The sequence below is a fragment of the Ruegeria sp. BHSC026 genome (genome assembly GCF_059613065.1).
Window position 1 is genome coordinate 48585 of sequence record NZ_JBXWRV010000008.1, and the last position, 20360, is coordinate 68944.

Below are 20360 nucleotides of genomic sequence, written 5' to 3' on the forward strand. Positions count from 1 at the left end.
CTCCGGCGGTCAGGCCGCCGGAGTCAGCCACGCCCGCAGATAGGTTTCCAGCCGGTCGGTGAATGTCGTCGCCGAATGCAGGGCGCAGAATTTCAGTGACATGGCCTGGATGGCAAAGGCCTGCACGCCCTCGGCCAGCAGGTCGGTCGACACGTCCTGTCGGACCTCGGCCTGATCCAGCCAAATCATCACGATCCGAAAGTATTTCTCGAAGCAATAGGCGATCGGCCCGATTTCAGAGATCGCGGCGGCACCGGAATAACGGATCAGCAGGTCGAACACATAGCGTTCCGACATCATGAAATCATGCACCGGGGCCAGGGCCTCGATGATCTGGGGCACGGTGTTCGGCGGTTCCGCCGCCTGCGCCTGATCCAGACAAGCGTCCAGTTTTTCGCCGATCAGGATCTCCATCAGCGCGTCCTTGTCGTGGAAATGGGCAAAGAAGGTGCCCTTGGCCACGCCGGCGGCCTGCACCACCTCTTCCACGCGCAATGCCTGGTATCCGTTCTTTTGCACCACATCCGCCGCCGCCTGCAGCAGCTTGGCGCGGGTTTTCAGGGTTCGTTTCTGAATTGTCTTTTGCATGAGGCTTGTTCGCATGTTTTTTGACCGTGGTCAAATTTTATATTGACCGTGGTCATTTTTTGATTCTATAAAATGACCGTGGTCAATTTTAGGAGAACTCCGATGCAACCCAAGAAAATTCTCATTCTCGACGGTCACCCCGCCGAAAGCAGCCTGTCGCGCACCTTTGCCGACACCTATGCCCAAGCCGCCCGCGCAAAAGGTCATGACGTGAAAACCGTTCACCTCAGCGATCTGGAGTTCGATTTCGATTTCGGACAGGGCAACTATCATGATTTCAAACCGCTGGAGCCGGTTCTGGAACAGGTTCTGCAGGATTTCGAATGGAGCGATCACCTGGTACTGACGATGCCCATGTGGTGGGGCGGCCTGCCTGCCAAGCTCAAGGGGCTGATCGACCGGATGTTCATCCCGGGCCGCACGTTCGACACCCGCAATCCCAACAAGCTGGGGCTTCCGGCGCCGATGCTGGGCGGGCGGACCGCGCGGGTCATCATCACCTCGGACACGCCGGGCTGGTTCATGCGGCTGGCCTATCGCCGGGCGCTGATCCACCAGATGCGCGGACAGGTTCTGGGGTTCGTCGGGTTCAAGCCGACACGGTTCACCTGGTTTTCCGGCGCCAGCTACCCCAAGCAGGACAGCGTCCAGAAATGGATCGCGCGGGTCACCCGGCTGGGCGCAGCGGCAGCGTGATCACCACATCGTCTTTGCGGCGCGCGCACCCCATTCCCGGTCGTAGCGTGCGCCGCCTTCCTCGCCCTGCGACACCTCGGCCAGGATCTCGCCCACTGTCGGCAATCCGGCACTGCGATCGCCGCCGGTCCAGGTTTCGGCCCGCATCAGCGCGCGGGCGCATTGCGTGTAGATTTCCCCGATTTCGATAACGATCACGGTGGCCGGTTGCTTGCCCTTTTTCTCGAACCGGGCGCGCAGGTCGGAATCGGCCGTCAACCGGGCAGTGCCATTCACCCGCACCACGTTGTTCGAGCCGGGCACCATGAACATCAGCGCTACACGCGGATCGCGCACGATGTTGCGCAGGCTGTCCAGGCGGTTGTTGCCGCGCCAGTCGGGCAAGGCAAGGGTGCCGGGGTCAAGTTCCGTGACTACCGGGCCGTCATCACCCCGGGGGCTGCCATCCACCCCTTCTGGCCCCACCGTGGACAGCACGCACAGACGCGACGCCATAATCCATTTACGGTAAAGCGGCGTCAGCTGCCGCGCGACCTTGCGCAACGAGGCCGCGCCGGGGGTGCCGTACAACGTCTCGAGCGCGGTGATGTCATTGATGTACCGCATCCGGATCAAACCCAACTTCGCGCATCAATTCGTTCGAGCGCGTCTCGATCACTTCTTCCAGCCTGGCCAGAAAGTTTTCGCGATCGACACCCGGTTCGATCGGGTCGAGGAACTCGACGATTGCATGGCCGGGTTTACGCAGAATTCCCGACCGGGGCCAGAATACTCCCACATTGGTGGCCGCCGGCACGCAGGGGAAGCCCAGCCCCTCGTACAGAACGGCGGAGCCGACCTTGTAGGGCTTGTAGACCCCCGGCGCCACGCGGGTGCCCTGCGGATAGATCACCAGCTGTCCGGGTTCGGTAAACTCCTTGGCGACGTCCTTGACCATCTTGGCCACCGCGGCGCCGCGTTTGCCTCGATCGACCGGTATACAACCCAGTCGACGTGCGTACATACCGATGATTGGAGTCCACAGCAGTTCGCGCTTCATGATGAACTTGCCGTGGGGAACCGCGTCAAAGATCAGGATGATATCGAAGAATGACTGGTGCTTTGCGGCGATCACCACCTCGCCCGTGGACACGTTGCCGCGCACCTCGCCGCGAATGCCCACCATCCAGCGCGCCAGCCAAATAGTGGTGCGCGCATAGATCTTGCAGGCGCGCAATGCCCCGCGCTTGGAGAACAGCGCATAGGGCGCGAAGACCAGGCCCAGAACCGCCATCCATGCGTAGATCGTGACCATGAAGATCAGCGAGCGCACCCATTGGAACGCCATTGCCATCACGAAAGCTCCTTCAATTTGCGACGGGCCGCCGACCATGTCGCGGCAAAGGCCACTGCCGCGCCCAGAATGGGGATTACGGCGGGCAGTAGCCAATCGAGTCCCTGAAACCCAAGGCCGGTCAGGAAACCGCCCGCGTCCGAGGCCTCGGGCAGCAGCAGCACCCCGGTCAGGCCCAGAACCGCCCCCACCACAGCACCGAAAAACGCGCGCCAGGTAAACCGCCGCACGAAAGCGCCGGCGATGAAACGGTCGCGCGCGCCGACCTGACGCAACACCTCGATGATCTGGGCGTTGGCCGCAAGCGAGGCATTGGCCGCAAGCGTGATCATCGCCGCCGTGGCCCCACCGATCAGCAAGATCGAGATCCAGCCCAACCGCCGCAACGAGGTAGCCGCATCGACCAGCGGCTCGCGCCAGCGGGAATGGTCATCCAGAACGGCTCCGGGCACCTCGGCCGCCAGCCGCAGGCGCAGGCCCATCGTGTCCAGCCCTGGCTCGCCCTCGATGATTTCGATCAGCTGCGGCACCGGCAGCGTGTCCAGCGGCAGGTCTGGTCCAAACCAGGGGGCCAGCAGCGCGGCCTGCTCCTCGGCGCTGATCGCGCGGGCCGAGGCCACGCCGGGGGTCTGTTTCAGAACCTCCAACGCCGCCTGCGTCTGCGCGGCGCGCTGTTCAGCGGGCGCATTGATCCGCAGAGTGGCCGCTCCGGCCAGCTCCGAAGCCCAGCGATCGGCCAACCGGCCTGCGGCCAGCGACAGCGCCAGCGCGAACACGGCCAGAAACGCCATCGCGCCCGAGACGAACAGGGTCAGATGGGCGGTGAAGCCGGTGGGCGGCACCACGCGGTCTGCCCTTGTGTCGCGGCGCAACAGTGTGCGGATGTCCTGCCCGATCATAGGTCTGCCCCCGCCAGATGCAGCCGCCGCTGCGAGATCCGCAGCACCCGCGCCTGCACATGGCTTTTGGCCGCCCGGATCAGGCTCAGGTCATGGGTGGCGATCACCACCGTCTTGCCCATGCGGTTCAGCTCGATCAACAGCTGCATCAGCCGCTGCGACATCTCCCAATCTACGTTTCCGGTGGGCTCATCCGCCAGCACCACGTCGGGCGACAGGATCACCGCGCGGGCCAGCGCAGCCCGTTGCCGCTCGCCGCCCGACAGTTCGGGCGGCAGGGCGTCCATGCGGCTGCCGAGGCCGACCCATGTCAGCAATTCGGCAAGATCGGCACCGTGGGACTCCTCCGCGCGGCCTGACACCATCAACGGCAGGGCCACGTTCTCGGCCAGGGTCATGTGATCCAGAAACCGGCAATCCTGATGCACCACCCCGATCCGGCGCCGCAGCAGGGCCATCTGATCGCGGTCCAGCCGGGCGATGTCCTCATCAAAGGCACTGATCCGCCCCGAACTGGCCAGCAGCGCCCCGTAGCACAGTTTCAGCAGCGTGGTCTTGCCAGCCCCCGACGGCCCGGTGAGGAAATGGAAAGACCCCGGCTGCAACTGAACCGAGACATCGCTCAGCAGCTCACCGCCACCATAGCCGTAGCTGACATTTTCCAGCTCGATCACGCCTGCCCCCATTTTCGGTTGCGCCCTTCTTGCCCGAGCCCGCCCCCGGTTTCAATGCCCGCACCGGGTCCATTTGGCGACACTTGGCACGACCTGCGGAAATCGCGCTTTGCTGATATGTCTTAACGGACTATCATCCTTGGAAAAATGACGAACTGGCCCATGCCGGCCGCGGAGGCTGTATGCGACTAACATGCCCGAACTGTAACGCCCAGTACGAAGTGCCGGACGATGTCATTCCGGAAACCGGTCGGGACGTGCAATGTTCCAATTGTGAACAGACATGGTTCCAACCCAAGCATCCCGACAAGGACGGTCAGACGGATGTGGCCGAAAATGAGCCCGCACCGACCTCGACCGAGACGCCGCCTGAAGACCCAGACGAGCCTACCGCGCCCAAGCCGGAAGACACGGCCAGACCTGCGCCCGGATCCGAAGCCCCGAAACCGGAGCCGCGCAGCAGCGTGGACCCCACGGTCGCCAGCATTCTCCAGGAGGAGGCCGCCCGCGAGGCGGAATTGCGCGCCAAGGAAGGCACCAGCCTTGAAAGCCAGCCGGATCTGGGCTTGGACACTCCGCCCAAACCGGCGCCCGCCACCAAGCCGCCCGCTGCCACCGAAATCGCAGGCAACGCCGCGCAGACTGGCGCCTTGCCGGACGTGGACAGCATCAATTCCAGCCTGCGCGGGGATGCGGCGGCAGACGCCGCCCCTGCAACCGAGGCGGCACCGCGCCGCTCGGGCGGGTTCATGCGCGGGTTTGCCCTGATGCTGATCATCGGCGTGGTGCTGTTTCTGATCTACGGAAATGCCCGACAGATCAGCGAGGCGGTACCGCAGGCCGAACCGGTCCTTCAGTCTTATGTGAACCTGGTCGATCAGGCCCGCGTCTGGCTGGAAACGCAGGCGGGTTCGGCAGCCGAATAGGCCGCTTCAGAACCGTTCGAGCAACCGCTTGAGATATTCGAGTTCGATCTTCGGGCGGTCTGTTTCGCCGGTGCGACGGCGGATTTCATCCAACAGCTCGCGCGCCCGACGATAGACGTCTTCGCCCTGCAGCAGGTTCTCGTCCGTCGAGATCGACCCCGCCGCGCCCGGATTCCGGCCCAGCGGATCGCGATTGTTGGCCTGCATGTCGCCATCCTGCGTGCCCTGACCCGGCTGGTTCTGCTGATTCTGGGCCATGGCTTCGCCCAGTGACCGCATGCCCTCGCGCAAGGCCTCCATCGCTTCGGACTGACGGTCGATGGCCTCGGCCAGATCCTGATCGCGTAGGGCCTGTTCGGCCTCGTCCATGGCCCGCCCGGCGCGGCCCAGCGATTCCCGTGCCGCGTCGCCTTCGGGCGTTCCGGCCCCGGGCAAGTTCTGTTGCTGGCGTCGCAATTCTTCCCGCAGCGCCTGCTGGCGATCCGCCAGCATCCCTTCACCGCTCTGGCCTTCGCCGGATTGGTCCGAGCCCTGCCCGCCTTGACCCTCGTGGCTCTGGCCCCGGCCCTGCCCGCCGGACTGGCCCTCGTTGCCCTGGCTTTCACCGGCCCGAGCCCCCGGGTTGAACTGTTCCTGCAGGTCGCGGAAGGCCTCGTCGCTCAGGCCCTGTTGTTCGCGCAGGGTTTCGGCCAAGCCTTCCATGGCTTGTTGCCCTTCCGACTGGCCGCCCTGACCCTGACCTTGGGTCACGCGCATGTTTTCCATCATCTGCTGGAATTCCTCCAGCGCCTGCTGCGCCTCGGCCATGCGGCCCTGTTCCATCAGTTCCTGAATGCGGTCCATCATGCGCTGCAGGTCATCCTGCGTCATCTGCATGGTCTCGCCGTTCTGGTTCTGCTGACCCTGCTGGCCGCCCTGATTCTCTTGCGCCAATCGCTGCAGTTGGCGCAGATATTCGTCGGTCGCCTCGCGCAGTTCTTGCATCAGATCGGCGATCTCCTCGTCGCTGGCGCCGTTCTTCATCGCCTCGGTCAGCCGTTCCTGCGCCCGGCGCATCCGTTCCAGCGCATCCGCCAGCGTGCCTTCCTCGATCAACAGGGCTAGATCCCACAGCGCCTGGGCGATTTCCTCCTGCTGTTCCGGTTTCAGACCGAACTCGGTGAAGGTTTCCAGCCGGCGCAGGATGAAGCGCAGGCGTAGATAGGCGGTTTCCGAGCGGAAGATGTCTTCGGGACGGTGCGACACGGCGCGCAGCACCTGCGCCACGCGCGGCGCGTTAGCCCGCGCCCACAACAGATCGCGCCGCTGTTCGATCACCGCCGCAGCGAGCGGGTCAAAGAACCGACGCGCGGGCAGCGCGGTTTGATAGGGTTCGGCATCCGAAGTCTGATCGGCGGCATCCTGCGCCGACAGGGTGATCCTGACCGGCAGATGCGCCCAGGGGTGCTGCGAGAAATCCTCGATAAGGTCCTCGGTGAAATCGCTGCGGTCGCCGGCGATCGGCATCGGCAGAGGAACGGTGATGGCCTCGCGCGGGTCGGGCACCGTGGCCAGGCCGTAACGGCGGTCGACCGCGGCAAGGTCCAGCTCAATCCGGGCCTCGCCCGAAACCACGCCGTAATCGTCGCGTGCCGCAAAGGGAAGTTTCATCTGCCCCCCCGCCTCGGCGGTCGGCGGCGCCGCCACGTCGATCTGCGGCCGCGTGTCAGCGATAATCTGGACCGACCAGTCGCGCCCGGCCGGACCTTCGATCGACAGGCGGCCGGATTGCTCGGCGATGAAATCCTGTTCCGGCTCCGTTGCGGCCTCAGCCCCGCCGCGCGAGGTTGTTTCCGTCAGGCTGTGCGCCCCGACCGCACCGTAGAATCGCAGGGTAACATGGCTGCCTTGCGGAATAGACAGGGTCGAGCCGGACTGATCGGCCAGATACAGGGTCGGCAAGCCGGTATAGCGGGGCGGCTCGACCCAGCCTTCCCAGCTGGGACCCTGACCCGCCGTCGCGGCACCCGGCGTCATTTCCGTCACCGACCCGATACGCCAGAACGAGCCGAACACCAGCCCAACCACCAGCGCCAGCATCGCGACGAAGCGCAGGCCAAAGGGATCTCTCCGGTTCAGGTCCAGATCCGGTCGGACCGGCCCGGCCTGGGCCGCTCGCGCGGCCATACGCGCCTGATGCGCTCGCCACAGCGCCACCGAATCCGGGTCCATCGCGCCGATGGCCTGATCGTCCATCAAAGCCTGGATAGGTCGTCCGGGCAGGGTTTCGTCCAACCGGACCAGTGCCTGCGCCCGGGTTGGCAGGTGAAACCTGCGCGCGCCCCAAATCAACGTCGCACACAGCGCCACGGCGGCCATCCCGCCCGCGATCCAGACCGTTTCGACGCCGACCATGTCCTGAACGCCCAGCATCAGCAGGCCCAGAACCAGCATCAGCAATGACAGGAAAGGCCAAAAGGCCCGCAACGCCTGCTCGGCCAGCATCCCGCCATGGGTCAGCCACAGGGACGCCTTGGGAATGGGCAGGTTCGATCTGTCGGTCACGGCGGGCCTCCGGGTCAGGCCCGCGCGGTCATCGCGTCAGAGCCACTCCGGTATGGTATCGCGGTTTATGATTTCGTCAAAGGTGGGCCGTTCACGAATAACCGCAAATTGATCGCCATTCACCAGAACCTCGGGGATCAGCGGGCGGGTGTTGTATTCGCTGGCCATCACCGCGCCATAGGCACCGGCGCTGCGAAATGCGACCAGATCGCCGGGGGTCAGCGGCGGCATGTTGCGCTGCTTGGCAAAGGTGTCGCCGGTTTCGCAGACCGGGCCGACGATGTCATAGGGGCGCTGCTCGACCCCCGGTGCGGGTTCGATGACGGGGACGATGTCATGATAGGCATCGTACATGGCCGGACGGATCAAATCGTTCATCGCCCCGTCCAGTATCAGGAAATCGCGCCCTTCGCCCGACTTTACATAGATCACCTTCGACACCATCAGCCCTGCGTTACCCGCGATCAGGCGGCCCGGCTCGATCTCGATCTCGCAGCCCAGATGGCCCAGCGTTTCCTTGATCATCGCGCCGTATTCGACCGGCAGCGGCGGCGCCTCGTTCGAACGCGCATAGGGGATGCCCAGGCCGCCGCCCAGGTCCAGCCGACGGATGTCGTGGCCTTGCGCACGCAGCTGTTCTGTCAGCTCGGCGACTTTGGAATAGGCCAGGCGGAACGGCTCCAGATCGGTCAGTTGCGAGCCGATATGAACGTCGATGCCCACCACCTTCAGCCCCGGCAGGTTGGCGGCATGGGCATAGACCTCGGGTGCACGGGCGATCGGGATACCGAATTTGTTTTCGGATTTACCTGTGGCGATTTTGGCATGTGTCTTGGCATCAACGTCCGGATTCACGCGAACGGTGATCGGCGCGATCACGCCCAGTTCCTGCGCGACGGCGTTGATCACCTCCATCTCGGGTTCCGATTCGACGTTGAATTGGCGAATACCACCTGTCAGCGCGGTGCGGATCTCCTCGGCCGTCTTGCCGACGCCTGAGAACACGATCTTTTCGCCCGGCACACCCGCTGCCTTGGCCCGCAGGTACTCGCCGCCCGAAACCACGTCCATTCCAGCGCCCGCCTGCGCCAGCGTTTTCAGGATGGCCTGGTTGCTGGCCGCCTTCATCGCATAGCAGACCAGATGGTCGGTGCCCGCCAGGGCGTCGTCGAACAGGCGAAAGTGCCGCAGCAGCGTGGCCGTGGAATAGACATAGAACGGCGTTCCGACCGCCTCGGCGATGTGGGCGATCGGGACATCTTCGGCGTGCAGCGCGCCGTCGCGGTACAGAAAATGATCCATGTCTGCGCGCTTAGACCATAACGGCCCTGCGGATCAACGGGGTTTGCGGCGCGGGCAGGCAAACAGGGCCTAGCCCGGTGGCGCCACGCCGCCCCTCAGGCCGGTCTCGAGCAGGGCCAACGTGGCATCGCGCCGGGCCTCAAAGACATCTTCCCCGACCCCGAAGATCGCCAGATGGATCACCAGCCCGTCCAGCATCGCCGTCACCGCCTGCGCCGCGGCCTGCGCACTCAGGTCGCTGCGGATTTCACCCGCGCGGATCAAGGGGGCCAACTGATCCGCATAGTGATCGGCCAGCCAGGCGAAGAACCCGCCGATGATCTCGGCCGCGCGCGGGTCCTGGAAACCGGGGCCCAGCACGTCAAAGAACAGCCGCGTCGCCGCCAGGCGGTCGGCAGGCATGGACAGACGCAGCCCGGTCATGAACTGGTCCAGCGTCTGCGGGGCCGGGATGTCGCTGATGCGAGCGCGGATATCCTCGAAATACCGCCGCAGCAACGCCAGAAGCAAAGCCTCCTTGCTTTGGAAATACAGATACAGTGTGCCCTTGGCCATCGCGGCCTGGCGGGCCAAGTCCTGCATCTTTGTGGCGTGATAGCCCTGATCCAGAAAGCATGCCATGGCCGCATCCAATATGCGCCCCTGCATCTCTTCTCGATCGACGATCTTCGGCATCTTGCCCCTCAATTTTCTTACGGCTTTCTTACGGCGCGCCCCTCTTGACGCAGACTGGACGCAGCGTCACGCAATTTCAATTTTTTGATGACTACCGGGTCATTAAAGCCGTCTCCATTTATGACCCACCAGTCATTAATAGGGTCCTGTCATGGCGCACTCGTCACAAATCAACGCCGGCCCAACGCGGCCTGGGCCATTTCTGAACCCGCCTCACACACCCGAACCAGAGCTTGGGCCACGCCACGACAGGCGCGGCACCGACGCCTGTTGAACATCCCAAACGAAAGGAAAATTCATGTTGTTCACGGAACAATTCAAAGTGGCGGCCTTGCCGCTGGCCCTGATCACGGCCACCTGCAGCGGCACCGGGCGCAACACCAACCCGTTCTGGCAGCCGAGCCGGGCCCGGCTTATGCCGCTGATCTGGACCAGTGCCGCGCCCTGGCCAAGTCCCAGAACCTGTGGAACCCGGAAACTCGGTAACAGGCCCTGATCGAGGCCGGAGTCGGCGCTCTGGCCGGTCTGTCGGACGATACGGTCGGCAACGCCGAAGGCGCTTTGGCCGGTGCGGCCGTGGGATCGGCGGCGGGGGCCGTCGCTGGCGCGGCCGAAATGCGCAATACCCGGCGCGACATCTTGATCGAGTGTCTGCGCCAGCGCGGACACTCCGTGGCCGGCTGACAAACGCAGGCAACCGATCAGAAGGTCTTTGAAATCCCTGCCCGCGCGTAACCAGAAACGGACACTCCAGCCCCTGAGCGCGCGGGCTCTTCCACAGGCTGCGACCGCTGTGCGCTCGTGGACTCGCAGGCCGCCAGTACAGCAAGCGACAAGATCAGGCCGATCAGTTTCATATCTATGCCTTTTCCTCGGGTCACATGCGACATGGTGGCTGGCGCGCCGCTTTCAAGCAGATTGCGGGATCAAATCCCGAAAAACACGCTGATCGGCCCCTTGTGCAAGCCAACCCCGCCACCGACATAAGCGCCACTGGTCGAAACGCCCACATTGGCGTTCAGGGTCGGCTGGACGGGCTCTCCGTCGGCGCCGCAGGCTGCCAAAGCCAAGGCGGCCGCGATCAGGGCAATCACGCGCAAGGTTGTCATTTCAGCAACTCCTTCCAACGGGCGATCTGAGCCCGGACCTGGTCCGGGGCCGTACCACCATAGGACTGGCGCGAGTTTACCGAATTATCCACGCCAAGGACAGAATAGACATCCTGCGTGATGCCCGCGTGGACCGATTGCATGTCCTCGAGCGTCAGATCGGGCAGGTCGCAGCCCTTCTTCTCGGCCATGGCGACCAGCGATCCGGTGACGTGGTGCGCATCACGGAAGGGCAGGCCCAGCACACGCACCAGCCAGTCGGCCAGATCGGTCGCGGTGGAAAAGCCCGAGCCGGCGGCAGCGGCCAGGCTGTCGCGGTTGGCGGTCATGTCCTTGACCATGCCTTCCATTGCGGCCAGCGCCAGCATCCAGTTGTCGGCGGCGTCAAAGACCTGTTCCTTGTCTTCCTGCATGTCCTTGGAATAGGCCAGCGGTAGGCCCTTCATCACCATCATCAGCGCCGTGTTGGCACCAAAGATCCGGCCCACCTTGGCGCGGATCAGTTCAGCGGCGTCGGGGTTCTTTTTCTGAGGCATGATCGACGAGCCGGTCGAGAACCGGTCGGACAGGGTGACGAAACGGAACTGGGCCGAGGACCAGATCACCAGTTCCTCGGCAAAGCGCGACAGGTGCACCGCGCAGATCGAGGCCACCGACAAAAATTCCAGCGCGAAGTCCCGGTCGCTGACCGCATCCAGCGAGTTGGCGGCGGGCCGGTCAAAGCCCAGCGCCTGCGCCGTCATGTGCCGGTCGATCGGGAAAGACGTGCCGGCCAGCGCCGCAGCACCCAGCGGGCATTCGTTCATCCGGGCGCGCGCATCCCGCACGCGGCTGAGGTCGCGGCCGAACATCTCGACATAGGCCATCATGTGGTGGCCCCAGGTCACCGGCTGCGCGGTCTGCAGGTGGGTGAATCCGGGCATGACCCAATCGGCCCCGGCCTCGGCCTGCGCCAAAAGCGCGCGGATCAGGGCCAGCAGGCCGGATCCGGCGGCGTCCAGCTGATCGCGGACCCACAATTTGAAATCGGTCGCCACCTGGTCATTGCGGCTGCGGCCCGTGTGCAGGCGGCCTGCGGGCTCGCCGATGATCTCTTTCAGCCGCGCCTCGACATTCATGTGGATGTCTTCCAGCGCAGTCGAAAACTGGAACTCACCGCGTTCGATCTCTGACAAAACGGTGAGCAGCCCTTCCCGAATGGCCTCGGCATCACTATCACTTATGACGCCCGTGGCGGCCAGCATGGCGGCATGGGCACGCGAGCCCGCGATGTCCTGGGCCGCCATCCGTCGGTCGAACCCGATCGAGGCATTGATCGCCTCCATGATCGCGTCTGGTCCGGCGGCAAAGCGGCCGCCCCACATCTGGTTCGAGGATTGTTCGGTCATGCTGGAAAACCCGGAGTTGATATGCGCCTGTTTCGTCTGATCCCCCTTTATATGGCCCTTGCGCTGGGTGCAAATGCCGCTTTGGCCGCCGATGTCGCATCCCTTGAAGCCTTGCGCCAAGGCAGCATGAAAAAGCTGATCCTGCATTCTGAACCCAAGCCGGTCTCGATGGCGGAGTTCCAGCTTGAAAACGACAAAGGCACCGCCACGCTGGCGGATTATCGCGGCAAATACGTTGTGCTCAACTTCTGGGCCACTTGGTGCGCGCCTTGCCGCAAGGAGATGCCCCAGATCGCCGAGCTGCAGGAGGAATTCGGCGGAGACCAGTTCGAGGTTCTGACGCTGGCCACCGGGCGCAACTCGCCCGCGGGGATCAAGAAGTTCTTTGACGAAAACGGCATCACCAACCTGCCTCGCCACCAGGACCCGAAACAGGCCGTCGCCCGCGAGATGGGCATCGTCGGCCTGCCGATCACCGTGATCATCGACCCCGACGGCCAGGAAATCGCGCGGCTGATCGGCGATGCCGAATGGAACTCGGACAGCGCCAAGGCGATCATCGCGGCCCTGCTGAACCCCGAAAGATGACCACCTGACGGGCCTTTTGTGCTAGACTGGAACCGGCCTGAACAGGGCCGGTTTTTCATTGGCAACAGACAGGAGGCTGAGATGAAACCGGTGGTTTTGCTGATCGGCCGGCTGCCCAACGTGATCGGCGATGTGGCGCGGCAACTGGACCACCTTCCGATCCGGTGGCTGGGCGCGCATGATCCCGACGAGGTGCGGCGGCAACTGGACGCCGAACCGCGCATCGCCTGCGCGATCATGGGCGCGGGCCTCGATGACAAGGTGCGCGGCGAACTGGTGGGTATCATCGCGGCGCGGCGGCCGGATATCTGCATTCACCTCAAGGATCGCGCCTCAGGGCCCGAGGGGCTGGTGCCCTTCGTCGAGCGCGTTGTCCGACACGAACTGCTGGAGCCGCACGACGGCACCTGACGCAACGCCACCTTTGACAGGGCCTGACCCCGCTTGCACTCTGCCTGCGGGAGGACATCATGCCGCTGGAAATCCTGCTGGTTCTGGTGGTCGGTGGCATTGCCGGCATCACCGCACTGCTGCATCTGACAGGCAAATCGCGCCTACGCGTGCTGAGCGCAGATACCGCGCGCGCCGAATGGGTGCGCCATTTTCCCGACGACACCATCATCGACGTCACCCTGACCCATGACGGCCACGCGGCGCTGGTGCGCACCGAGACCGGGCCGGGCCTGTTGTGGTCCTTTGGCGCCGACACGGTGGCCCGCCACCTGCGCGATTTCGACTGGATCGACCACCCCGAGGGCATCGAGGTCCAGTTCCACGACTTCGCCACCCCCGGCGTCACCGTCCGCCTTGACGAAACCGAGCGCCGCCACTGGCGTCACCTGCTGGAGCCCGCATGACCGACCAGATCAGTTTTCCCGATGTCGTCCAATGGGCAGTCCCGTTCTTCATCGCCGCCATCCTGGCCGAATTTCTATGGATCGCCATGAAGGGCCGTGGCGGCCGGTATGAAACCCGCGACGCCGTGACCTCACTGATTATGGGGGCAGGCAACATCGCGTCCGGGTTCCTGCTGGGCTTCATCGCCTATGGATTCTTCATGTGGCTGTGGAAGATCACGCCCTTGGATCTGGGCACATCGATTCCGGTGATCATCCTGTGCTTTGTGCTGGATGACCTGCGCTATTACTGGGTGCACCGGTTCGGGCATCGTATCCGCTGGGTCTGGGCCAGCCATGTGAACCACCACAGCTCGCAGCACTACAACCTGACCACCGCCCTGCGGCAGACCTGGACCTATACCTTCACCTTCATGATGGTCGTGCGTGCGCCGCTGATCCTGCTGGGGTTCCACCCGGCGATGGTGCTGTTCTGCGGCAGCCTGAACCTGATCTACCAGTTCTGGATTCACACCGAGGCCATCGGCAAGATGCCCCGCTTGTTCGAGGCGGTCATGAACACCCCCAGCCACCACCGCGCCCACCACGGCCGCAACGCGCGCTATCTGGATTGCAACTATGCCGGAGTGTTCATCATCTGGGACAAGCTGTTCGGCACATTCGTCCCCGAACAGGAGGACGACCGGGTCGATTATGGCCTGGTGCACAATATCGGCACCTTCAACCCGCTGCGCGTGGCCTTTCACGAATGGGTGGCCATTTGGCGTGACGCGACCCAACCGGGCCTGACCCTGAAACAGCGGCTGGCCTATTGTTTTGCCCCGCCGGGCTACAGCCATGACGGCAGCCGCGACAGCTCCGAGCAGATCAAGGCCAAGCACCTGGCCCGCCACCCTGAAGATCGCGGAACACCCGGTTTCGAGCAATTCGATAAAAATCTGTCCAACCAACAAGCGGAACGGGCCTGATCACGCGGCGGTGATGGCAGGCCGGCCTTGAATCTCCGCCCCCCGGAACCACGTCTCCTTGGGTAAATTTGCCCAACCCGGAGGTCCCGATGACACGATTCACAGTTTGTTCGACCATCGTCGGTCTGTTGGGTCTGGCCACCGCAATGCTCAGCGCACTGGCCGCGCAACCGCTGTCGGGGCTTCTCGTTCTGGGTCTGGCCGGTATGGGGTTCGGGATGCTGGGCGCTGTCATCGGCGCCGTCGTGGCAATGCAGCCAATCACCTCGTCCACCCGCTGAAGCGGCCCGCCCTTAACCGCAAATTCACCTGTTGCACGCGAAACTGAGAGGGAACCGATTTCGGTGTCTCAGAAGGATTCGGCGCGATGGGGAAAAAGGATTTGTCAGATCTGCCGGAAGGCGCGGACAGCCCGCTGAATTCGGCCGTCTCTGCGCGCGACAGATCGGCCGTACAAATGGCGACCGAGGCGGTCAGGCACAGGCAATGCCACCTGGCCTATCAACCGGTGATGCAAGCCCGGCCGCCCCACGGGGTCGCCTTCTACGAAGGGTTCATCCGCGTTCTGGATGAAACCGGCCGGGTGATTCCCGCGCGGGAATTCATGCCGCAGGTCGAAAACACCCCGATCGGGCGCGATCTGGATTGCGTGGCGCTGGAAAAAGGCTTGCGGGCAATGGCCCGCAACCCCGAAATCCGACTGGCCATCAACATGTCCGCACGCTCGATCGGCTATGCGCGCTGGTCGCGCGTGTTGGAGCGGTTTTTGAAACGCGACCCCACCATCGGCGAACGGTTGATCCTGGAAATCTCCGAGGATTCCGCCATGCAGGTGCCGGAACTGGTGATCGACTTCATGGACCGACTGCAGGACAAGGGGGTCGCCTTCACCCTGGATGATTTCGGGGCCAGCAACTTCAGCTTCCGCCATTTCCGCGAGTTCTTTTTCGACGCCGCCAAGATTGACGGACAATTCGTGCGCGGCATCAGCACCAACCCCGACAATCAGGCGCTGGTCCGCGCCCTGATCGCCGTGGCCCGCGAATTCGAAATCCTGGTGATCGCCGAATCGGTCGAGACCCGGGAGGACGCCGAGTTCCTGATGGCCAGCGGCGTGGATTGCCTTCAGGGATTTCTGTTCGGCGCCCCGTCGGTCAAACCACCGTGGGAACAGAAAAGCGCCGAGAAAACCGCAAGTTGAGCGCCTCATGACCGCGCCAGCCCGTCCCCCGGTCGCCGTCTGAGACAAGCTGTCCGTTGCTGCACATGCAGCGTTGCGCTATTGCAGAGGGGCTGGAGCGGGGGATCACGAGGCGCTCTTGCATCGTCAGAGAGGCTCTCTGCGACCTGCGCCGTCAGATTTCCCATTAGGACCATGACGGTAAAGGAATGACTCAATGACAAACGTTGTAATCGCATCCGCCGCGCGTACGGGCGTCGGCAGTTTTGGCGGTTCGTTCGCGAACACCCCCGCACATGATCTGGGCGCGGCCGTTCTGGAAGCCGTCGTCGAACGCGCCGGGATCGATAAGGCTGAGGTGAGCGAGACCATCATGGGCCAGGTCCTGACCGCGGCACAGGGCCAGAACCCCGCCCGTCAGGCCCACATCAACGCCGGCTTGCCCACGGAAAGCGCGGCTTGGGGCATCAACCAGGTCTGCGGCTCGGGGCTGCGCGCCGTCGCACTGGGCGCTCAGCACATCCAGCTGGGCGATGCCGAGATCGTCTGCGCCGGCGGACAGGAAAACATGACCCTGTCGCCCCATGCGGCATCGCTGCGCGCAGGCCACAAGATGGGCGACATGACCTATATCGACACGATGATCCGCGACGGTCTGTGGGATGCGTTCAACGGCTACCACATGGGTCAGACCGCCGAGAACGTGGCCGAGAAGTGGCAGATCAGCCGCGACATGCAGGACGAATTCGCCGTGGCCAGCCAGAACAAGGCCGAGGCCGCGCAGAAGGCCGGCAAGTTCAAGGACGAGATCGTGCCCTTCACCATCAAGACGCGCAAGGGCGACATCGTGATGGACAGCGACGAATACATCCGCCACGGCGCCACCATCGAAGCCATGCAGAAGCTGCGCCCGGCCTTCACCAAGGACGGAACCGTGACGGCGGCAAACGCGTCCGGCCTCAATGATGGCGCGGCGGCGACCCTGCTGATGTCCGCCGACAACGCGGAAAAGCGCGGGATCGAGCCGCTGGCCCGCATCGCGTCCTACGCAACCGCCGGGCTGGACCCGTCGATCATGGGCGTCGGGCCGATCTATGCCTCGCGCAAAGCGTTGGAAAAGGCCGGCTGGTCGGTTGACGACCTGGATCTGGTCGAGGCCAACGAGGCCTTTGCCGCACAGGCCTGCGCCGTGAACAAGGACATGGGCTGGGATCCCTCGATCGTAAACGTCAACGGCGGCGCCATCGCCATCGGCCACCCGATCGGTGCGTCGGGCTGCCGGGTTCTGAACACCCTGCTGTTCGAAATGAAGCGCCGGAACGCCAAAAAGGGCCTGGCAACCTTGTGCATCGGCGGCGGCATGGGCGTTGCCATGTGCGTGGAGCGTCTCTGAGGCCGAAGCCGGGTAGCCGGCCCTGCCGTACCGCCTTTGGGGTGGCCCTTGCGATCCAACGCGCAAGGGCCACAAGGATGACGCAACCCGGCAACTCTTCTGCGGCGCGGCAATTTTCCGGAGAAAGATTATTGCGTAGCTGTAGCGGTTTTTGTAGCAACATTATCAAGCCATATTTTCAATGGAGGAGTCCTAAATGGCACGAACAGCTCTCGTAACTGGCGGCACCCGCGGCATCGGCGCGGCGATTTCCAAGGCGCTGAAGGCCGAAGGATACAATGTCGCCGCCTCGTATGCGGGGAATGACGAGGCCGCGGCCAAGTTCACCGAAGAAACCGGCATCCCCACCTACAAATGGAACGTCGCGGACTATGACGAGTCCAAGGCCGGGATCGCAAAGGTCGAAGCGGATCTGGGACCGATCGACATCGTGGTCGCCAATGCCGGCATCACCCGCGACGCGCCGTTCCACAAGATGACCCCCGAACAGTGGCACCAGGTGATCGACACCAACCTGACGGGCGTGTTCAACACCGTCCACCCCGTCTGGCCAGGAATGCGTGAGCGCAAGTTCGGCCGGGTGATCGTAATCAGTTCGATCAACGGTCAGAAGGGCCAGTTTGCCCAAGTGAACTATGCCGCCACCAAGGCGGGCGATCTGGGCATCGTCAAGTCGCTGGCCCAAGAGGGCGCAAGGGCGGGCATCACGGCCAACGCGATCTGCCCCGGCTACATCGCGACCGAGATGGTCATGGCCGTTCCGGAAAAGGTACGCGAGGCCATCATCGGCCAGATCCCAGCCGGTCGCCTGGGCGAACCGGAAGAAATCGCCCGCTGCGTGGTGTTCCTTGCTTCCGACGATTCGCAATTCATCAACGGTTCGACCATCTCGGCCAACGGGGCGCAGTTCTTCGTCTGATCGCGCTTGAAAAACGAAATCGGGCCGACCCCTTGGGCCGGCCCTTCTTATATCCCGTAAGAACGCGCGCGCTGCGCTCAGCGGGAACCCGTGACCCATTTCCAGAAACTCCGGACCAGCGCGCCACGCTCTTGATGAGCGCGCAGAATCGCCTTTTGCGCGGCAGGGTTTGTCGTCATCTCGATCATGGCGGTCCCTTTCTGATTAAATTGAACTTGACTTGCACTAAATATGACTTTTGCTCTTAAAGGGCGCAAACGAGAGTTTTTCCCATGTCGCATAAGAATTTCTGAATCGAAATGAGTGATCGCCTTCCCCCACTGACCGCCCTGCGCGCCTTTGACGCCGCTGCCCGACACATGTCCTTTGCCAAGGCCGCGGACGAGTTGAACGTCACGCCGGCAGCCTTGTCGTTTCAGATCAAGTCGCTGGAGGAACACCTGGGCCAGCCGCTGTTCCGCCGCCTGAACCGCGCGGTCGAACTGACCGAGGCCGGGCGGACTCTCGCCCCCGGCGCGGCCGAGGGCTTTGCCCGGCTGCAAGCCGCCTGGGCCGCGACGCGCCGGTTGCAGGACAACACGTCACTGACGATCACTGCGGGTCCGGCCCTGACGGCCAAGTGGCTGGCGCCGCGCCTTTATGAATTCGCCCGTGCACATCCCGAGATCGACCTGCGGTTCTCGGCCACCTTGCGCAACCTGGATTTCGACCGCGACGACGTGGATGTGGCGATCCGGTTCGGCTATGGGCAGGATGACGGACTGTATTCGGTTCCGGTGCGGCCCGAGTGGTTGACCCCGGTCATGACACCCGAACTGGCCGAGCGGTATCCGACGCCGCAAAGCTTGACCGAGGCGCCCCTGATCCATGACGACTCGATCGGTTTCCTGAACCCGCCCTGTGACTGGCCCGCGTGGTTCCGTGCGGTCGGGGTGGACTTTACGCCGACCCATGGCACGCATTTTTCAAACGCCGACCATGCCATCGACGCGGCGGTGGCGGGGATGGGCGTTGCGCTTGGGCGGCGGCCCATGATCATCAAGGACGTGATCGAGGGCCGACTGGTCACCCCGTTCAGGATCGCTATCGAAACCAAGGCCCGGTTCCGGTTCTTGTGCCGCAAGGGCGAAGAGACCCGTCCTCAGATCGCAGCCTTTCGCGATTGGTTCCTTGCGGAAATCGAAAAAACTGCGCACATATCCGACGGTTTCACAATCATCCCGGTCGAGGACATTTCCCCCGCATGACCAAGAACCGTGCCACCGCCGTCGGTTTTGTCGCCGTATTGTTGTGGGCCTTGCTGGCCCTGTTCACCGTTGGCTCGGCCCCGACTCCGCCGCTGTTGCTGAACGCGATCTGTTTCAGCATCGGCGGCACGCTGGGGCTGATCTGGGCATGGCGCAGCGGCGGGTTGACCCAGTTGCGTCAGATCAGCTGGAAGGTATTCACCTTCGGCACCTTGGGGTTGTTCGGGTATCACGCGCTGTATTTCTCGGCCCTGCGCATGGCGCCTGCGGCTGAGGCAGGTTTGATCGCCTATCTCTGGCCGCTGCTGATTGTGCTGTTTTCGGGACTGCTGCCCGGAGAAACCCTGCGCGTGGGGCATCTGCTGGGGGCCTGTCTGGGCTTTTCCGGCGCCGCGCTCATCATCACCGGCGGCGGCAGCACCGGATTTCGGGCGGAATACCTGCCCGGCTATGCGCTGGCGCTGCTGTGCGCGCTGACATGGTCGGGGTACTCCGTGCTCTCGCGGCGGTTGGGCCGGACACCCACCAGCTCGGTCGCGGTATTCTGCGTGTTGACCGCGCTTGCCTCGTGGGCGCTGCATTTCGTCCTCGAGCACACAGTTTGGCCGCAAGGCACATTGGGCTGGGCCTCGACCGTCGCGCTGGGGCTGGGGCCGGTGGGGCTGGCCTTCTATGTCTGGGATATCGGAGTCAAGCAGGGAGACATCCAAATGCTCGGCACCAGTTCTTACGCGGCGCCACTGCTGTCGACCCTAGTGCTGGTTGTGGCCGGGATCGCCGCGCCCTCGTGGACGCTGGCGATCGCGGCCGTTTTGATAACCGGCGGCGCCGCGATTGCGGCGCGGGCCAGCCTCAGGCGCTGACGGAGAGACGCTCGATCTCTTCCTTCAGCTTCAGCTTCTGTTTCTTCAGTTGGGCAATGTGGAGATCGTCAATCCCGGGCGCGCGCTGGGCTTCTTCGACCTGGAGACTGAGGCTTGCGTGCTTCTTCTTCAGTTCACTCAGATGTGCGCTAACGCTCATGGCGATCCTCCTTCTCTGTTGATCTAACTGACATGGGAAGTTGACCACATC

Annotated in this window: 24 protein-coding genes; 12 read left to right on the forward strand and 12 right to left on the reverse strand. The window is 63.7% G+C overall.

Annotated elements, in window-relative coordinates:
• Positions 1-9 precede the first annotated feature (9 nt).
• Complete coding sequence (locus AC2FME_RS11725) at positions 10-588, reverse strand: TetR/AcrR family transcriptional regulator (protein WP_496711655.1); 579 nt, start codon at positions 586-588, stop codon at positions 10-12.
• A gap of 102 nt (positions 589-690) precedes the next feature.
• On the opposite strand from AC2FME_RS11725, the gene AC2FME_RS11730 reads away from it, so the two are divergent.
• The gene (locus AC2FME_RS11730) at positions 691-1284 is read left to right on the forward strand and encodes an NAD(P)H-dependent oxidoreductase (protein ID WP_496711654.1); all 594 of its coding nucleotides are present in this window, start codon (positions 691-693) and stop codon (positions 1282-1284) included.
• On the opposite strand, the gene AC2FME_RS11735 is transcribed toward AC2FME_RS11730, so the two are convergent.
• The 4 genes from AC2FME_RS11735 to AC2FME_RS11750 are packed head-to-tail and all read right to left on the reverse strand — an operon-like array spanning position 1285 to position 4190.
• Positions 1285-1890 (reverse strand): pyridoxamine 5'-phosphate oxidase family protein, encoded by a 606-nt coding sequence (locus AC2FME_RS11735; protein WP_496688041.1) that lies wholly within the window; start codon positions 1888-1890, stop codon positions 1285-1287.
• Positions 1874-2617 (reverse strand): lysophospholipid acyltransferase family protein, encoded by a 744-nt coding sequence (locus AC2FME_RS11740; RefSeq protein WP_496800516.1) that lies wholly within the window; start codon positions 2615-2617, stop codon positions 1874-1876. Before AC2FME_RS11740 ends, AC2FME_RS11735 begins: the two co-directional genes overlap by 17 nt.
• Positions 2617-3516, reverse strand: a complete 900-nt coding sequence (locus AC2FME_RS11745; RefSeq protein WP_496796726.1) for a cell division protein FtsX — start codon at positions 3514-3516, stop codon at positions 2617-2619. The genes AC2FME_RS11740 and AC2FME_RS11745 overlap by 1 nt, the downstream gene beginning before the upstream one ends.
• Positions 3513-4190 (reverse strand): cell division ATP-binding protein FtsE, encoded by a 678-nt coding sequence (locus AC2FME_RS11750; protein ID WP_496711651.1) that lies wholly within the window; start codon positions 4188-4190, stop codon positions 3513-3515. Before AC2FME_RS11750 ends, AC2FME_RS11745 begins: the two co-directional genes overlap by 4 nt.
• A 182-nt stretch (positions 4191-4372) precedes the next feature.
• On the opposite strand from AC2FME_RS11750, the gene AC2FME_RS11755 reads away from it, so the two are divergent.
• Complete coding sequence (locus AC2FME_RS11755; RefSeq protein WP_496800517.1) at positions 4373-5116, forward strand: zinc-ribbon domain-containing protein; 744 nt, start codon at positions 4373-4375, stop codon at positions 5114-5116.
• 6 nt (positions 5117-5122) lie between these two features.
• Here the strand turns inward: AC2FME_RS11755 and AC2FME_RS11760 are convergent, their stop codons facing one another.
• The 6 genes from AC2FME_RS11760 to argH all read right to left on the reverse strand — a co-directional run bounded on the left by AC2FME_RS11760 (position 5123) and on the right by argH (position 12134).
• Entirely contained in the window at positions 5123-7660 is a 2538-nt protein-coding gene (locus AC2FME_RS11760; protein ID WP_496683255.1) for a TIGR02302 family protein, read from the reverse strand.
• 36 nt (positions 7661-7696) lie between these two features.
• Positions 7697-8962 (reverse strand): diaminopimelate decarboxylase, encoded by a 1266-nt coding sequence (gene lysA / locus AC2FME_RS11765; protein ID WP_496683256.1) that lies wholly within the window; start codon positions 8960-8962, stop codon positions 7697-7699.
• A gap of 69 nt (positions 8963-9031) precedes the next feature.
• On the reverse strand, positions 9032-9637 hold the full coding sequence (locus tag AC2FME_RS11770) for a TetR/AcrR family transcriptional regulator (protein WP_496800518.1): 606 nt from the start codon (positions 9635-9637) through the stop codon (positions 9032-9034).
• A gap of 213 nt (positions 9638-9850) precedes the next feature.
• Positions 9851-10306: a hypothetical protein gene (locus tag AC2FME_RS11775; protein ID WP_496688023.1), complete on the reverse strand. Its 456-nt coding sequence runs from the start codon at positions 10304-10306 to the stop codon at positions 9851-9853.
• 257 nt (positions 10307-10563) lie between these two features.
• Positions 10564-10746: a hypothetical protein gene (locus tag AC2FME_RS11780; protein WP_496800519.1), complete on the reverse strand. Its 183-nt coding sequence runs from the start codon at positions 10744-10746 to the stop codon at positions 10564-10566.
• Positions 10743-12134 carry an argininosuccinate lyase gene (gene argH / locus AC2FME_RS11785; RefSeq protein ID WP_496800520.1) on the reverse strand — a complete coding sequence of 464 codons (1392 nt, stop codon included), beginning with the start codon at positions 12132-12134 and terminating at the stop codon, positions 10743-10745. The genes AC2FME_RS11780 and argH overlap by 4 nt, the downstream gene beginning before the upstream one ends.
• 21 nt (positions 12135-12155) lie before the next feature.
• Here argH and AC2FME_RS11790 point away from each other — a divergent pair, with 21 nt between their 5' ends.
• From AC2FME_RS11790 to yddG, 10 genes are all read left to right on the forward strand, one after another.
• Complete coding sequence (locus AC2FME_RS11790; RefSeq protein ID WP_496800521.1) at positions 12156-12722, forward strand: TlpA disulfide reductase family protein; 567 nt, start codon at positions 12156-12158, stop codon at positions 12720-12722.
• An 81-nt stretch (positions 12723-12803) separates the two neighbouring features.
• Positions 12804-13133 (forward strand): hypothetical protein, encoded by a 330-nt coding sequence (locus AC2FME_RS11795; RefSeq protein ID WP_496682976.1) that lies wholly within the window; start codon positions 12804-12806, stop codon positions 13131-13133.
• Between the two features lie 59 nt (positions 13134-13192).
• Complete coding sequence (locus AC2FME_RS11800; protein ID WP_496682978.1) at positions 13193-13579, forward strand: hypothetical protein; 387 nt, start codon at positions 13193-13195, stop codon at positions 13577-13579.
• Positions 13576-14547: a sterol desaturase family protein gene (locus AC2FME_RS11805; protein WP_496800522.1), complete on the forward strand. Its 972-nt coding sequence runs from the start codon at positions 13576-13578 to the stop codon at positions 14545-14547. The genes AC2FME_RS11800 and AC2FME_RS11805 overlap by 4 nt, the downstream gene beginning before the upstream one ends.
• 89 nt (positions 14548-14636) lie before the next feature.
• Entirely contained in the window at positions 14637-14828 is a 192-nt protein-coding gene (locus AC2FME_RS11810; RefSeq protein ID WP_496682982.1) for a hypothetical protein, read from the forward strand.
• A gap of 86 nt (positions 14829-14914) precedes the next feature.
• Complete coding sequence (locus AC2FME_RS11815) at positions 14915-15748, forward strand: EAL domain-containing protein (RefSeq protein ID WP_496688011.1); 834 nt, start codon at positions 14915-14917, stop codon at positions 15746-15748.
• 196 nt (positions 15749-15944) lie between these two features.
• Positions 15945-17120, forward strand: coding sequence for an acetyl-CoA C-acetyltransferase (locus AC2FME_RS11820; protein WP_496682987.1), 1176 nt, complete (start codon positions 15945-15947; stop codon positions 17118-17120).
• A gap of 196 nt (positions 17121-17316) precedes the next feature.
• Positions 17317-18039 carry an acetoacetyl-CoA reductase gene (gene phbB / locus AC2FME_RS11825; RefSeq protein ID WP_496682989.1) on the forward strand — a complete coding sequence of 241 codons (723 nt, stop codon included), beginning with the start codon at positions 17317-17319 and terminating at the stop codon, positions 18037-18039.
• Positions 18040-18338: 299 nt separating this feature from the next.
• Positions 18339-19286 (forward strand): transcriptional regulator GcvA, encoded by a 948-nt coding sequence (locus AC2FME_RS11830; RefSeq protein ID WP_496682990.1) that lies wholly within the window; start codon positions 18339-18341, stop codon positions 19284-19286.
• The gene (gene yddG, locus AC2FME_RS11835) at positions 19283-20149 is read left to right on the forward strand and encodes an aromatic amino acid exporter YddG (protein WP_496800523.1); all 867 of its coding nucleotides are present in this window, start codon (positions 19283-19285) and stop codon (positions 20147-20149) included. Before AC2FME_RS11830 ends, yddG begins: the two co-directional genes overlap by 4 nt.
• Here yddG and AC2FME_RS11840 read toward each other — a convergent pair.
• The gene (locus AC2FME_RS11840) at positions 20139-20309 is read right to left on the reverse strand and encodes a YdcH family protein (protein ID WP_496682994.1); all 171 of its coding nucleotides are present in this window, start codon (positions 20307-20309) and stop codon (positions 20139-20141) included. The two genes, yddG and AC2FME_RS11840, sit on opposite strands and share 11 nt — an antisense overlap.
• Positions 20310-20360: the final 51 nt, after the last annotated feature.